Origin of the sequence: Arthrobacter sp. APC 3897 (assembly GCF_030407495.1) — a bacterium.
Lineage (GTDB): Bacteria > Actinomycetota > Actinomycetes > Actinomycetales > Micrococcaceae > Arthrobacter_B.
This window is the reverse complement of sequence record NZ_JASDDG010000022.1, coordinates 30,222-43,669: the sequence shown is the minus strand read 5'-3', so window position 1 is coordinate 43,669 and position 13,448 is coordinate 30,222. Positions and strand designations below refer to the sequence as shown.

General features: G+C 65.9%; 12 protein-coding genes. 3 read left to right on the top strand and 9 right to left on the bottom strand.

Annotated features, from left to right (window positions below; genetic code table 11):
- Positions 1-51: 51 nt before the first annotated feature.
- Positions 52-228 (bottom strand): hypothetical protein, encoded by a 177-nt coding sequence (locus QMA10_RS11710; protein ID WP_290168567.1) that lies wholly within the window; start codon positions 226-228, stop codon positions 52-54.
- 171 nt (positions 229-399) lie between these two features.
- Here QMA10_RS11710 and QMA10_RS11705 point away from each other — a divergent pair, with 171 nt between their 5' ends.
- Positions 400-2,070 (top strand): FAD-binding dehydrogenase, encoded by a 1,671-nt coding sequence (locus QMA10_RS11705; RefSeq protein WP_290168565.1) that lies wholly within the window; start codon positions 400-402, stop codon positions 2,068-2,070.
- Between the two features lie 18 nt (positions 2,071-2,088).
- Here the strand turns inward: QMA10_RS11705 and QMA10_RS11700 are convergent, their stop codons facing one another.
- The 5 genes from QMA10_RS11700 to QMA10_RS11680 all read right to left on the bottom strand — a co-directional run bounded on the left by QMA10_RS11700 (position 2,089) and on the right by QMA10_RS11680 (position 8,832).
- A complete protein-coding gene (locus QMA10_RS11700; protein ID WP_290168563.1) occupies positions 2,089-3,630 on the bottom strand; it encodes an ATP-binding protein in 1,542 nt (513 codons plus the stop codon).
- A 78-nt stretch (positions 3,631-3,708) separates the two neighbouring features.
- Positions 3,709-4,623 (bottom strand): ribokinase, encoded by a 915-nt coding sequence (locus QMA10_RS11695; protein ID WP_290168562.1) that lies wholly within the window; start codon positions 4,621-4,623, stop codon positions 3,709-3,711.
- 49 nt (positions 4,624-4,672) lie between these two features.
- The gene (locus tag QMA10_RS11690) at positions 4,673-6,058 is read right to left on the bottom strand and encodes an MFS transporter (RefSeq protein ID WP_290168610.1); all 1,386 of its coding nucleotides are present in this window, start codon (positions 6,056-6,058) and stop codon (positions 4,673-4,675) included.
- Positions 6,059-6,096: 38 nt separating this feature from the next.
- Complete coding sequence (locus QMA10_RS11685) at positions 6,097-7,044, bottom strand: nucleoside hydrolase (protein ID WP_290168560.1); 948 nt, start codon at positions 7,042-7,044, stop codon at positions 6,097-6,099.
- Between the two features lie 300 nt (positions 7,045-7,344).
- On the bottom strand, positions 7,345-8,832 hold the full coding sequence (locus QMA10_RS11680) for an MFS transporter (protein ID WP_290168559.1): 1,488 nt from the start codon (positions 8,830-8,832) through the stop codon (positions 7,345-7,347).
- A 213-nt stretch (positions 8,833-9,045) separates the two neighbouring features.
- On the opposite strand from QMA10_RS11680, the gene QMA10_RS11675 reads away from it, so the two are divergent.
- Positions 9,046-9,723, top strand: coding sequence for a CE1759 family FMN reductase (locus QMA10_RS11675; RefSeq protein ID WP_290168558.1), 678 nt, complete (start codon positions 9,046-9,048; stop codon positions 9,721-9,723).
- A 7-nt stretch (positions 9,724-9,730) separates the two neighbouring features.
- Here the strand turns inward: QMA10_RS11675 and QMA10_RS11670 are convergent, their stop codons facing one another.
- Complete coding sequence (locus QMA10_RS11670) at positions 9,731-10,540, bottom strand: cyclase family protein (RefSeq protein ID WP_290168557.1); 810 nt, start codon at positions 10,538-10,540, stop codon at positions 9,731-9,733.
- Positions 10,541-10,680: 140 nt separating this feature from the next.
- Here QMA10_RS11670 and QMA10_RS11665 point away from each other — a divergent pair, with 140 nt between their 5' ends.
- Positions 10,681-12,372, top strand: coding sequence for a thiamine pyrophosphate-binding protein (locus QMA10_RS11665; RefSeq protein ID WP_290168555.1), 1,692 nt, complete (start codon positions 10,681-10,683; stop codon positions 12,370-12,372).
- Positions 12,373-12,621: 249 nt separating this feature from the next.
- Here the strand turns inward: QMA10_RS11665 and QMA10_RS11660 are convergent, their stop codons facing one another.
- Together QMA10_RS11660 and QMA10_RS11655 are read right to left on the bottom strand one after the other, a co-directional pair.
- Positions 12,622-13,071: a MarR family winged helix-turn-helix transcriptional regulator gene (locus QMA10_RS11660; RefSeq protein WP_290168554.1), complete on the bottom strand. Its 450-nt coding sequence runs from the start codon at positions 13,069-13,071 to the stop codon at positions 12,622-12,624.
- A 78-nt stretch (positions 13,072-13,149) separates the two neighbouring features.
- Positions 13,150-13,407 carry a hypothetical protein gene (locus QMA10_RS11655; protein ID WP_290168553.1) on the bottom strand — a complete coding sequence of 86 codons (258 nt, stop codon included), beginning with the start codon at positions 13,405-13,407 and terminating at the stop codon, positions 13,150-13,152.
- Positions 13,408-13,448 lie beyond the last annotated feature (41 nt).

Genomic DNA, 13,448 nt, shown 5'->3' with positions numbered 1-13,448 from the left:
AAAGGCCCGGAGTCCCAAGGTTGGGACTCCGGGCCTTTGGATGCGCCGCCGTCACTTCGTATCATCATCTCCTTCGGCAGCCTCTTGGCTGTGCTGACGCGGTTCAGCGGATCCTTCGGCTGACGAGTCTCCCTCGGACGGAGCTTCGTTGTGGGTGCGGTCCCGGTCATCGCCGGATACGGAATGTTCCTTTTCAGCCATGTCTATCTCCAGTCGGGTTGGGTGCATGCAGGCTCCTCAGATGAGCCGCCCGTACGGTTCAGTCTAGGAAGCGGTGTCCCGGGCAGTAAGGGGCAACCGCTAAGTTGCTGTGCCGGTTTAAGAAGCGCTCCGGACCGTCACCCACCCCGCCGTTATCGGCCCTAGCCAGAGGCCTCATCTGCCGGTACCGTGAACCGGATGCAGCCAAGCACAGACGCGGACGTCATAGTTGTCGGGGCCGGCTTGGCGGGGCTCACGGCCGCCGCCGAGCTGGTTGACGCCGGCCGCTCCGTCATCCTGGTGGAACAGGAAGGCGAGGCCAGCCTCGGCGGCCAGGCCTGGTGGTCCTTCGGCGGACTCTTCATGGTGGATACGCCCGAACAGCGGCGGCTGCGGGTGCGTGATTCGGTGGAACTGGCATGGCAGGACTGGCTCGGAACAGCAGGCTTTGACCGGCCGGACGATTACTGGCCGCGCCGCTGGGCCGAATCCTACGTCCACTTCGCGGCGGGAGAGAAACGTGCGTGGCTGCATCAGATGGGGCACCGCATCTTTCCGGTGGTGGGGTGGGCGGAACGCGGCGGGTACGGGGCGGCCGGCCCGGGTAACTCGGTGCCGCGGTTCCACATCACCTGGGGAACGGGCCCGGGCATCACCGCACCCTTTGAGGCGAAGGTGTGCGACGGTGTCGCCAGGGGACTGGTGCGGCTGGCCTTCCGCCACCGGATGGAGGAACTGACCGTGAGCAACGGGGTGGTCACCGGGGTGCGCGGCGGTGTGCTGGAGCCGACGACGGCGGTCCGCGGCGCTTCGACCAGCCGCGTCCGGCTGGCGGACTTCGAGTTCACGGCCGGCGCCGTCGTCGTTACCACCGGAGGAATCGGCGGAGACCATGCCCTGGTGCGGGCGGCCTGGCCGCAGCGGCTGGGAAGCCCGCCGGAAACGATGCTCAGCGGGGTGCCCGAACATGTTGACGGACGCGGGATCACCGCCAGTGCCGCCGCCGGGGGCCGGGTGATCAATCCGGACCGGATGTGGCACTACGTGGAGGGCATCCGGAACTGGGACCCGGTGTGGGCCAACCACGGGATCCGGATTCTGCCCGGTCCGTCCCCGCTCTGGCTGGACGCCGCCGGCAACCGGCTTCCCGTGCCCCTGTTTCCCGGCTTCGATACGCTCGGCACGCTGGAGCATCTGCGCGGCACGGGCCAGGACTACAGCTGGTTCATCCTCAACAAGGCGATCATCCGGAAGGAATTCGCACTGTCCGGGTCCGAGCAGAATCCGGACCTCACGGGCAAATCCGTGCGTGATGTGCTGGGCCGTGCCACGGCCGGGGTGCCCGGCCCGGTGCAAAAGTTCCTGGACCACGGCGAGGACTTCATCAGCGCCGGCTCGGTGGAAGAACTGGTAGCGGGCATGAACGCGCTGGCGAAGAACTCAACTAACGGCGCTGCGCCGGTCCTGTCCGCCGAGGCGATCCGCAGCGAGCTGGAAGCCCGGGACCGGGAGATCGCCAATCCTTTCAGCAAGGACAGCCAAGTGACCGCCATCCGAGGAGCACGCAATTATTTGGGGGACCGGCTCATTAGAACGGCAGCTCCGCATCCGATTCTGGATCCCAGGGACGGCCCGCTCATTGCCGTCCGGCTCTCGGTACTGACCCGCAAGACACTGGGCGGACTGGAAACCGATTTGGACTCCCGCGTGCTGGGGCTGGACGGAACACCGGTGCCCGGCCTTTTTGCCGCCGGTGAGGCGGCCGGCTTTGGCGGCGGCGGAATGCACGGTTACCGGTCCCTGGAAGGAACCTTCCTGGGCGGCTGCCTGTTCAGCGGCCGGGCAGCAGGCAGGGCCGCCGCCCGGTAATCATCACCTCGGCGGCCGTCAGATGGTCCGCGGCAGCGGGACGTACCGGGCTCCTCCCTGGCCGACCCAGCCGTAGGTGTAACCCACGCTGACCCCGGGCTGCGGACCCTGCCCGTCCGTCAGCAGTTCGGGATCGGCAAAATCGCTGCTGTCGGAATTGCTGCCGTCCGGATCAGTGCCGGCAGCATTCCCGGTACCGGCGCCGAGCAGGCTCCGAGTCAAGGCCTCCCCCTGGCCCATGAGTTCCCGAACGGTGGCCGCCAAATGCTCGTCACCGGGCGACTCGCCGGCATCCACGGCAACCAGCACGGCCCGCCGGATCAACTCCCGTGCGAAAGATGCGGTGGCGCCCTCGGATTGGTTGGCGGCGGACTGCAGGGCAGCGTCGGAAAACACTCCGGCCGGGGCGTAGAGTTCCAGCAGCCGCACCCGGTTGCCGGCGTCGGGCAGCGGAATTTCGACGGCGAGGTCCACCCTGCCGGGCCGCTGCACAAGAGCCCGTTCCAGGGCTTCGGCGCGGTTGGTGGTCATGAGGAACACGACGTCGGCATCCGCATCAAGCCCGTCCAGGGCATCAAGGACTTCAAAGAGCAGCGGCTGGGGGCCGTTGCCCATGTTTCGGTCCTCGGCAACCAGGTCAATGTCCTCGAGAATCACCATGGACGGTGCCATGGCACGGGCCAGCCGGGCGGCTTCTCCCACCGCGTGCAGCGAGCTCCCGGCCAGCAGTACCGCCGTCGTGCCCTCGCCGGCGCTCAGCAGGTGGCGGACGGTGTGGGTTTTACCGGTGCCGGGCGGGCCGTAGAGCAGGACTCCGCGCTTGAGGTGCTGGCCGTGGTCGCGGAGCGCTTCCCGGTTGGCGGCAATGCCCAGGACATGCCGGCCCACGCGGTCCAGCACGCCGTCGGGCAGGATGACTTCGTCGGCGGGCAGTGAGGGGCGGGGCAGGAACGTGACGCCGGCGCCCTGTTGGCCGTAAGGGTCATAGGCGAAGGACACCACCTGTCCGCGCAGAATGCTGTTGGTCCGCAGATCTTCCTGGACGGCCGCCAGGAAGCCGGCTGCCGCTTCCCGGTCCGGGGCCAGCACTGCAATGTCGGTTCCGTTGCGTCCATACTGCGGATTGGCGCCGCGCTGCAGCACAGCCACCGGAACCCCGGCATAAGCAAAGAGCCGCAATCCCAGTGCCAGCACTTCGCGGGTGCTGTCCGGACCGACGGCGAGATTCACGAAATCGGGTTGGCCCACGGGCACGGGACCATACTCCTGCTGAACGAGGTCGGAAAGGGACTGGTGATGACGCTGCTGCCCGCCTCCCACACCGATGAGCTGTGCCTGCGGATCCTGACCGGCGATCTTTTCGACGGCGATGTCCAGGTCCGCGAAGCGGTGGACCGGAAAGTCCTGGGCCAGGATCGGGAGTTCGGCTGCCGGCATACCCAAATGGGAGGTGAGCACATCCAGCAGACGGATGCGCCCCTGAGCATCATCGCGGTGCGCTTGCGCCAACTCGATGGCACGGTTGAAGTTGCGAAGGAATTCCCCCAGTTTTTCGTCCATGCGGCCAGAGCCTAGCAGCAGACGACGACGGCGCCTCCCAAGGGGGGAGGCGCCGTCGTCGTTGCGCGGAAGCGGGTATTAACCCGCCAGCTCAGTCAGTGCGGAGTAGGAGGACTGCGCACCCTCGCGGGTGGCGGCCAGCGCACCGGCCCGGGCCGCGAAGGCGGCCGCGTCCGCCAGCGAATCTCCGGCAGCAAGCCGTGCCGCGGTGGCCGCGGTGAAGGCGTCCCCGCAGCCGGTGGTGTCCACCGCGGTGACGCGTGTGGGTGCCACGGCGATAATGCGGTCAGCTCCCTGTGCCGTGCCGTCCAGCACCACGGCGCCGTCTCCGCCGAGCGTGATGATGGTGCGCCGCACGCCGAGCTGTCCCAGGGCAGCGATGACCGCTTCCCAGTCGGCGGCGGGGTCCGTGAGGCCGGTGACCAGCGCCGCTTCGTGGGTGTTGAGCAGCAGGACGTCAGTGAGCGCCAGCAGTTCGGCCGGGACTTCCCGGTACGGGGAAAGATTCAGCAGAACCTGCGCACCGGCGTCATGTCCTGCACGTGCCGCGGCGGTAACCGCGTCAAGCGGAACCTCCAGGCTCAGCGTCAGCACGGCGGCGCCGTCGAACAGATCCGCCGGCAGCTCGGCACCGGCGACGGTGCCGTTGGCACCCGGGGAGACGATAATCGTGTTTTCCCCGGCGGCATCCACCACGATCATGGCCGTTCCAGTGGCCGTGTCCGCGCGGCGCAGGACGCGGGAGGCATCAACGCCCGCGGCAGCCGCAGCCTTGAGCAGCAGATCCCCGTGGCCGTCGGCGCCCACTGCACCGAACAGTCGAACATCGGCGCCCAGGATGGCCGCTGCGGCAGCCTGGTTTGCGCTCTTTCCGCCCGGGACAATGACCAGTTCCGAGCCGTTGAGGGTTTCCCCGGGCTGCGGGAAACGGTCGGTGCGGACAGTCAGGTCAGCATTGAGCGACCCTACAACTACAACTTTTCCTGCGGACATGCGGGACGTTCTCCTTTGGAGCGGATCAGGCGGGTGAAACGGACTGTGATTACCGGAGGGTTTTCTCAGCGGTTTCCACTTCGGCGTCGGCCGGCTTGGGGATCAGGAAGGACGTGGCCAGGGCCAGCACCAAAATGATCAGGCCGGCGATGAGGCCGCCGTAGTAACCCTCAGTTCCGGATCCGTCCGCAGCCGTGGTGGCAGTCTTTACAGCGTAGATCACGGCGAAGCTGAGCCCGGCACCCAGGTTGAACGCGCCGGCGTTCAGGCCCGGCAGGAAGCCGGGATTCTCCTTGGGGGAGAGCACAATGCCCAGGCCGTTGAGCATGATGTTGCCGATGCCGGCGTAGGTGACGCCCACCAGCACCGAGACGCCCAGCAGTCCCAGCTTGGAATCGCTGCCGACGATCAGGAGCATCAGGGCCAGTGCAATCACGGAACCGATCATGCCGATCCGCAGCATCTTGCCGTAGCCCCAGGTCGCGGCCAGGCGGCCCGCGATCGGTCCCATCACCAGTCCGGCAATGGCATACGGGGTCAGCGTCCACCAGGCGGAATCTTCAGCGCCCAGGCCAAAGCCGACGACGCCGTCCTGTGCCAGGGCGGGGATGATGCCGTTCATGACGGCAAAGACACCGGTCATGGTGAGCAGCGTGGTCAGCAGCAGCGCCCAGGTGGAACGCTGCTTCAGCAGATAGGTGGCCACCAGCGGCTGTTCCGTGCGGTTCTCAACCTTCCAGAACACCACGAAGGCAATGACGGAGATGAAGGTCAGCCCAATGACCAGCGGCCAATTGGCGGCAGCCAGTTTCCCCGCCTCGTTGAAGGCGGTCAGCAGGGCGCCCACCGAGATGACCAGGGGAACCACGCCCACCCAGTCCATCTTTTCTTTCTTCTCGGCACGGGATTCCGGAGCCAGGAACATTAGGAGCGCGGTGGCTACGGCACCCACGGCAGCCATGGCCCAGAACACCGATGCGAAGCCGTGGTTTTCGGCCAGGTAGCCGCCGGCAATTGCGTCAACACCGGCGATGCCGCCGTTGACTGCCGTAATAACACCCATCAGGGTGCCGTAAAGCTTGGCGTCGCGGATTTCCACGCGCAGCATGATCAGGGTCAGCGGCACCACGGGGCCGGAAACACCCTGGATCAGGCGGGCGATGAACAGGACCTCGATGCTGGGTGCCAGGGCGGCCACCACGGAGCCGATGGTGAGGACCACCAGCATGCCGCCCAGGACCTTCTTGCGGCCGATGATGTCACCGAGCCGGGGAAGGAACAGGGAGAAGAGAGCTGCCGCGGTGAAGAACGCCGTCTGGGTCAGGCCCACCGCAGCGGAGGTGGTGTTCAGCTCTTCTTCGATCCGCACAAGGGCGGGGGAAAGCATGGAAGCGTTCAGCTGGAAAGCCACACAGGCCGCCAGCAGTGCCGTCATCAGGGCTGCAACGTTGACGCGGCGCCGGGTTGCAGCGCTCACAGGTCTACCTCGCCGATGCGCTCCAGGGAGTCCACCACCAGGTCCCAGAACTTCTGGTGGTCCAGGTCAACAGCGACGGAGGTGGTGCAGTCGTCGGGAGCCGGTGCCCGGAAATCCGCCACCGTCATGCCCAGGGTCAGGGTGCCGGTCAGTTCCACATCCAGCGGAACACGCCGGGTGGTCATGACGGAGGGATCGATGACGTAGGCGACGGCGCAGGGGTCATGGACAGGCGGGAAGTCAAAGCCCTGGGCGTCCTTGTACGTCTGGCCGAAGAACTCCAGGAGTTCCCCAACAAACTTGGCCGGCTTGGTCCCCACCGCGGCGATGCGGTTGGCAACTTCATCAGTGGCCAGGGCCTGGTGTGTGAGGTCCAGGCCAACCATCGTCAGCGGCCACTTTTCATTGAAGACAATGTGCGCGGCTTCGGGGTCAATCTTGATATTGAACTCGGCGACTGCCGACCAGTTGCCCACATGGTATCCGCCGCCCATGAGGACAACTTCCTTCACCCGCCCGGCGATGCGCGGTTCCTTGCGGACAGCCAGCGCAATGTTGGTCAGTCCGCCGGTGGGCACCAGTGTGACGGTCCCGGGCTCATGGGCCATCACGGTGTCAATGATCAGGTCAACAGCGTGCCGCGGATCCAGTTCGATGGCGGGCTCGGGCAGTTCGGGGCCGTCCATGCCGGATTCACCGTGGATGTCCGGAGCATTTTCGATGGTGCGGACCAGGGGCCGGTCACAACCTGCGGCAAAGGGGACGCCTGTGATATTTGCGACACGGGCTATAGCCAGCGCGTTGCGTGTCACTTTCTCCAGAGTCTGGTTTCCGACGACGGTGGTCACCGCCAGAAGATCGATCTCCGGGCTGCCGTGTGCCAGCAGCAGGGCGACCGCATCATCATGGCCGGGATCGCAGTCCAGGATGATTTTGTGGGGCATTGCTTCTCCGCTTCGTTGAGGTTCTTGCTGGGGGACCGGGAGTCCCCGTGTGCAGTGCCCTGCCCCGGCGGTCCGTTGAGCAGGCGCAGCGAAGCGGTGCGGACGGGAGCCGTGGCGGAGTGCGGCGCGCTGTTGAACGGGATCGGGCGGTGGCCGGACAGCCATTCGAAGGGCAGCACTTTCCCCGGGAAGGAGGGGGCACTGCATTAAAGATAGCGGCGTTTTTTGACCGCTATTTCCTGCCGCTGCAGCCCGCTCCCGCCTCCGCCTCCGCCGATTTGCCTGTGGTCGGGACAGGCCCTAATCTTTGCCCTGCAGCTGCCGTCGGAGGGTGGGGCCGACGTCGGCGGGCTGGTGGGTGCCTGCGGCTTCAGCAGGGGCGGTGCCGGTTTCCCCTGCGGCAGGTTTCGGGATCAGGAACGACGAGGCAAGTGCCAGGACCAAGATGACCAGGCCGGCAATGATGCCGCCGTAGTAGCCCCCGGTGCCGGATCCGTCCGGAGCCGTGGCGGCGGTTTTGGCCGCGTAAATCACGGCGAAGCTCAGGCCTGCGCCGAGGTTGAACGCACCGGCGTTCAGGCCCGGCAGGAAACCCGGGTTCTCCTTGGGGGACAGCAGCACGCCCATGCCGCTGAGCATGACGTTGCCGATGCCGGCGTACGTGATGCCGATCAGCACCGAGACGCCCAGCAGTCCCAGCCTGGAATCGCCGCCAACAACCGGAAGCATCAGGACCAGGGCCAGGACGGAACCGGCCGTACCGATCCGCAGCACCTTCGCATAGCCCCAGCTGCCGGCAAGACGGCCGGCGAAGGGGCCAATCACCAGACCGGCAAGGGCATAGGGAGTGATGGTCCACCAGGCGGAATCCTCTGCCCCCATGCCGAACCCGATGACGCCGTCCTGGGCCAGGGCGGGGATGATGCCGTTCATGACGGCGAAGACACCGGTCATGGTCAGTACGGTGGTCAGCAGGAGGGCCCAGGTGGAGCGCTGCTTGAGCAACCGGGTGGCTATCAGCGGTTCTTCGGTGCGGTTCTCCACCTTCCAGAACACGGTGAAGGCAACTCCGGAAAGAACGATCAGTCCCGCCACGAGGGGCCAGTTGGCGCTGGCCAGTTTGCCGGCCTCATTGAAGGCGGTGAGCAGGGTTCCCACCGAGATCACCAGGGGAACAACCCCTGCCCAGTCCATCTTTGCCTTGGTGGGGGCGGAGGATTCCGGAACCACCAGAATGACCAGGGCGGCGGCAAGGACGCCCACGGCGGCCATGGTCCAAAAAATGGAGGCGAAGCCGTAGTTCTGTGCCAGAAAACCGCCGGCGATGGCGTCGACACCGGCAATGCCGCCGTTGACCGCGGCGATGACGCCCATCAGGGTTCCGTAGAGCTTTGGTTCACGGACTTCGACCCGGAGCATAATCATGGACAGCGCCACCGTGGGTCCGGACACGCCCTGGATCAGCCGGGCGAGGAACAGCAGTTCGACGCTGGGAGCCAGGGCGGCAAGCACGGAGCCGAGGGTCAGGACCACCAGCATTCCGCCCAGAACCTTTTTGCGGCCGATGATGTCACCCAACCGCGGCAGGAACAGGGAGAAGAGCGCGGCTGCGGTGAAGAACGCTGTCTGGGTCAGAGCGACGGCCGCCGAGGTGGTGTTCAGCTCTTTTTCGATGGTGAACAGTGCGGGGGAAAGCATGGAGGCGTTCAGCTGGAATGCCATGCAGGCGGTCAGCAGCGCCGTCATCAGCGCAGCAACGTTGACACGGCGTTTGGTTGTTTCACTCACAGGCGTATTACGTCAATTCATTTCGGGGATCTATGTCCGGGGGCAGAGCTTTCGAACCCGGCACTGTAATCAACGATATCTGCGTTCGGACCGCCGCTTTGAGGCGGACGGCCGGATGCGGCCCCGGCACGGAATAACGGCGGAGCGTCTCAGGTTGGAGAAACCAGAACTAAAATAGATGCAAACGCATGAAAACCTGAGGAGGATGCCGGTATGGCGGATCGCAGAATCGTAGTAGTGACGGCGGGATTGGGTGTTCCTTCGTCCAGCCGGATGCTTGCCGACCAGCTGGGGGAGGCCGCACGCCAGGCACTGGAAACTTCCGGCGGCTCCGCCGCAGTGAGCACGTTTGAACTCCGTGAGTACGCCGTGGACATCGCCAACAACATGGTGGCAGGCTACGCGCCGCCTGAGTTGGAAGCGCTCATCAACGAGGTGGTGGCCGCAGACGCGCTGGTGGCAGTGACACCCGTCTTCACTGCGTCCATGAGCGGACTGTTCAAATCATTCTTCGACGTGATCGAAAACACCGCTTTGGAGGGGAAGCCTGTCATCCTGGGAGCCACCGGCGGCAGCGCCAGGCATTCTTTGGTGCTCGACTTCGCAATGCGGCCCATGTTCAGCTATCTGCGGGCCAAGCCCACGCCCACCGCGGTCTACGCGGCGCCGGAGGACTGGGGCTCAGCGGGCGCCGCCGGATCCGGTCCCGCCGGCACCAATGCACTGGACGCCCGGGTACGCCGTGCGGCCTCGGAGCTTGCTGCACTCTTGGGAACCGAGGGAACTGAGGGAACCTCGGGAGCACCGGGAACGCCGCAGCCTGCACAGCGGCCGGATCCCATGGCATCGCTGCCCTTTGAACAGCTGCTGGCCCAAACCCGCCGGGGCTAAGGCGGAGCTAAGCAGGGCTAAGGCTGTGTTCCACCAGAGCCAGCACGCGGGCCGGGCTGGCGGTACCGCCGGTAATCTTCAGAGGCGCCACCACGATCAAAGCGCCGGTGGGCGGAACCTGGGCCAGGTTTTGCAGCAGGGTGACGCCGTACTTGTTGTTGCCCAGCAGGTAATAATGCACGGGGAAGGGCGGATCGAAGGCTCCGGCGTTGCCGGCATCGATGCCGACAGTCTCCACCCCCAGTCCGGCGATTCCCGTCTCCTCACCCAGCCACTTGGCACACTCGGCGGAGATCCCCGGTGTGTGGGAGCCGCCGTCGTCGATGTTGAGGAAAGCGTCAGCGTCCCCGGCAAACTTGTCCCACCCGGTGCGCAGGAGGAGCCAGCCGCCGTCGGGCAGGGCTCCGTGCTCTGCTTCCCACGCCTTGACGTGATCAATCTCAAGCACAAAATCGGGATCCTGCGCTGCCTGGGCGCTGAAGTCCAGGACTACGGCGGGAGCCACCAGGCGCGTGAGCGGGAGCTGTGAAACGTCGTCGCCGTCCCGGCCGGAAATCCAGTGCGCGGGCGCATCCACATGGGTGCCGATGTGCTCGCCGGTGTGGATGTTGTTGTGCTTCCAGAACGGACCGGAGTCGTCGAAGGCGCTGACCGCTTCCAGGCTGAAATCGATGAGGTTGACGAACGGAGCGGGCAGCTTCAGGGTGGGGGTGGCGCTGCTCAGCGGAGCCGTCAGGTCCACGATTTCCAGCGTGCCGCCGGCAACGGCGTCCAGCAGGGTGGTGATCAAACCGGAATCAGTGCGGTTGAGGCTCATATCGGTTCCTGTCCAGGCGGGGAGGCTTTGCCTGATACTAGCGGTGCCTCCGCAGTGACGTGTCATAACGACGTCACATGGGCCGCAACATGTCGGCGGTGCGGTTGGTGCCCCTGCCGCCGGGACCTATTGTTCAGGGTATGGATGCTCCGAATATTGCAGCGCTCGTAGGCCGTACACTGGCCAGGCTTGGGGCGGGACACGTCTTTGGCGTAGTGGGCAGCGGCAACTTCCACCTCACCAACGCCCTGCGGGAGAACGGAGTGCCGTTCACGGCAGCGAGGCACGAAGGCGGAGCTGCCACCATGGCGGATGCGTACGCCAGAATGTCCGGCCGGGTGGCGGTGCTGACCACTCACCAGGGCTGCGGCCTGAGCAATGCGGCCACCGGAATCGGTGAAGCGGCCAAGTCCCGGACTCCTCTGATCGTGCTCACCGCGGACACCGCCCCGTCCGCCGTGCGCTCCAACTTCCGGATCGACCAGGACGGGCTCGCGCGCAGCATGGGCGCGGTTGCGGAGCGGATCCACTCTGCCGACAGCGCGCTGGCTGACACCGTCCGGGCCTACCGCACAGCTGTCAACGAACGCCGCACCGTGGTCCTGAGCGTTCCGCTGGACGTTCAAACCGCTCCGGCCCCGCCTAGTGCGGCGCCGGCCGCCCGGCCGATGGCGCCGGCAGGCAGGATGCGCCCCGACCCGGTCCTGGTGCGTGGGCTGGCCGACCTGCTGGCCACCGCCCGCCGCCCGGTGTTTGTGGCCGGGCGGGGAGCCCGTTCCGCCGGAGAACAAATAGCAGCGCTTGCCGCCCACTCCGGTGCACTGCTGGCAACTTCGGCCGTGGCCAGCGGACTGTTCAACGGAGAGGACTTCAACCTGGGCATCTCCGGCGGTTTCTCGACCCCGGAAACCGCGGACCTCATCCGCGGCGCGGATCTCATTATTGGCTGGGGCTGCACCTTGAACATGTGGACCATGCGGCACGGCTCCCTGATAGGTCCGGAGACCGCCGTCGTCCAGGTGGACGTGGAGGATTCCGCGCTGGGCGCCAACCGCGAAATTCACCTGGGCGTGCTCGGCGACTGCGCTGCCACCGCGGCCGATGTGCTGGAGCAGCTGAAGGCCGCTGCCCCGGAACCGGCACCAAAATACCGCACAACGGAAACGCTGCAGCGGATTAGAGCCGGTTCCCGCTGGCAGGACGTGCCGGTGACCGATGCTTCCACGGCGGACCGGATAGATCCGCGGGTCCTGAGCCTGGCACTGGATGAGCTGCTGCCGGCTGAGCGGCTGGTATCCGTGGATTCGGGCAACTTCATGGGTTACCCGTCCACCCACTTGTCCGTTCCGGACGAGTTTGGTTTCTGCTTTACCCAGGCCTTTCAGTCGATTGGCCTCGGTCTGTCCACCGCAATTGGCGCCGCTTTGGCCCGTCCCGACCGGCTTCCGGTCCTTGGCGCCGGCGATGGCGGGTTCCTGATGGGAATCTCCGAACTGGAAACCGCGGTGCGGCTGCGCCTGCCACTGGTGGCGGTCATCTACAACGATGCCGGGTACGGTGCCGAGGTGCACCACTTCGCTCCGGAGTCCGGGGAAGACGGCTCAGACAAGGATGCGGGGATGGACCTGGCTACCGTAACGTTCCCGGAAACTGACATTGCGGCCATTGCCCGCGGCTACGGAGCTGCGGGAATTACCGTGCGCCGCCGTGCCGATCTGGACGCGGTGAAGGACTGGCTGGCCGGTCCGCGGAACGCCCCCTTGGTCATCGATGCCAAGATTGCCTCCGACGGCGGCGCCTGGTGGCTGGCGGAAGCGTTCCGCGGGCACTGATCGGGGACGGGCCGAGGATTGAAAGGGAAGGCCGGGCGGGCCAGCCTGTGCGTCAGTCCCTGATTTCCTCGCGGACCGGGAGCAGGCGGGGCAGGGGTCCTCCGGCAGACAAGGCCGGGAACCGGCAGCTGAACTCACCGCGGTAACCGAACAGAAAGCCAAAGACGGGGTTGTTACGGTGGGCCTGCCAAAGCTGTCCACGTACCGTCCACCAGGCTCCCCGCCGCGTTGCCCGGCCCGGAGCCTAACTTACGTTGCGGCAGGGTCCTCCACCGAACCGTCCCAGCCGAGATTCGTTGCCATCCGCTGCAGCACTGCAACCAAGGCGCTGTACTCCTCCTCGGACACGTTTTCCGTGAGTTGCTCACGGATGCGTTCGACGGCGCCGCGAAGGTTTTCCAGGCTTCGCCGGCCCAGATCGGTGAGCTGGTACTGGCCGTCGTCCAAGGACACCCACCCGCTTTCCCGCAGTTCCTCAATCAGCTCAGTCGACGTGATGCTGCCCTCAACCACCGGGAAGAAGGGTTTCAGGGCGTCGGACAGCTGCCGTCCGGAGGCGGGGCCGTCCGTCAGGAGGTTCATCATCTGCCATTGCCGCCGGGTGACGCCGTGCTCTTCGAAACTGGCACCAAAATGGTCATCAACCAGCTGGTCCACGAGCTTGAGCCAAAATCCGATGGGGCGTTCGTCAGTAGCCATCACCCCACTGTACAAACCAATCGGGGTCTGCGGAATGGCAAGCAGGGTCCGGTGAAACGGCGTCGGCGAGAGCGGCGATTACAGCTGCGCGCGCGTGCCGCACCGTGGACACGGGGCGGAGCGGGCAAGGTCCACACAGACCAGGCAGACCGGAAGGGTGCCGTTGTCGTCCCGAAGCGGACGGTTGGGCATGGTCTTTCCGCAATAGGGGACCGGGCGCTGTGCATGATGCATGGCCCGGCGCTTGCAGGGAGTGCAAAAAACGTGCACGAGTTCATCTTCATCCTTGGCGGTCACGTCCAAGGGGCGGATGAGGGTTGATGCCTGAGTGCTCATGGTCCTTTCCTGACAGCGGCACCGGGTGACCGGTTGAGGTG

Coding starts and splice junctions, on each gene's coding strand:
- QMA10_RS11710 (WP_290168567.1), bottom strand. CDS start 228: ATGCACCCAACCCGACTGGAGATAGACATGGCTGAAAAGGAACATTCC.
- QMA10_RS11705 (WP_290168565.1), top strand. CDS start 400: ATGCAGCCAAGCACAGACGCGGACGTCATAGTTGTCGGGGCCGGCTTG.
- QMA10_RS11700 (WP_290168563.1), bottom strand. CDS start 3,630: ATGGACGAAAAACTGGGGGAATTCCTTCGCAACTTCAACCGTGCCATC.
- QMA10_RS11695 (WP_290168562.1), bottom strand. CDS start 4,623: ATGTCCGCAGGAAAAGTTGTAGTTGTAGGGTCGCTCAATGCTGACCTG.
- QMA10_RS11690 (WP_290168610.1), bottom strand. CDS start 6,058: ATGACGGCACTGCTGGCGGCCTGTGTGGCTTTCCAGCTGAACGCTTCC.
- QMA10_RS11685 (WP_290168560.1), bottom strand. CDS start 7,044: ATGCCCCACAAAATCATCCTGGACTGCGATCCCGGCCATGATGATGCG.
- QMA10_RS11675 (WP_290168558.1), top strand. CDS start 9,046: ATGGCGGATCGCAGAATCGTAGTAGTGACGGCGGGATTGGGTGTTCCT.
- QMA10_RS11670 (WP_290168557.1), bottom strand. CDS start 10,540: ATGAGCCTCAACCGCACTGATTCCGGTTTGATCACCACCCTGCTGGAC.
- QMA10_RS11665 (WP_290168555.1), top strand. CDS start 10,681: ATGGATGCTCCGAATATTGCAGCGCTCGTAGGCCGTACACTGGCCAGG.
- QMA10_RS11660 (WP_290168554.1), bottom strand. CDS start 13,071: ATGGCTACTGACGAACGCCCCATCGGATTTTGGCTCAAGCTCGTGGAC.
- QMA10_RS11655 (WP_290168553.1), bottom strand. CDS start 13,407: ATGAGCACTCAGGCATCAACCCTCATCCGCCCCTTGGACGTGACCGCC.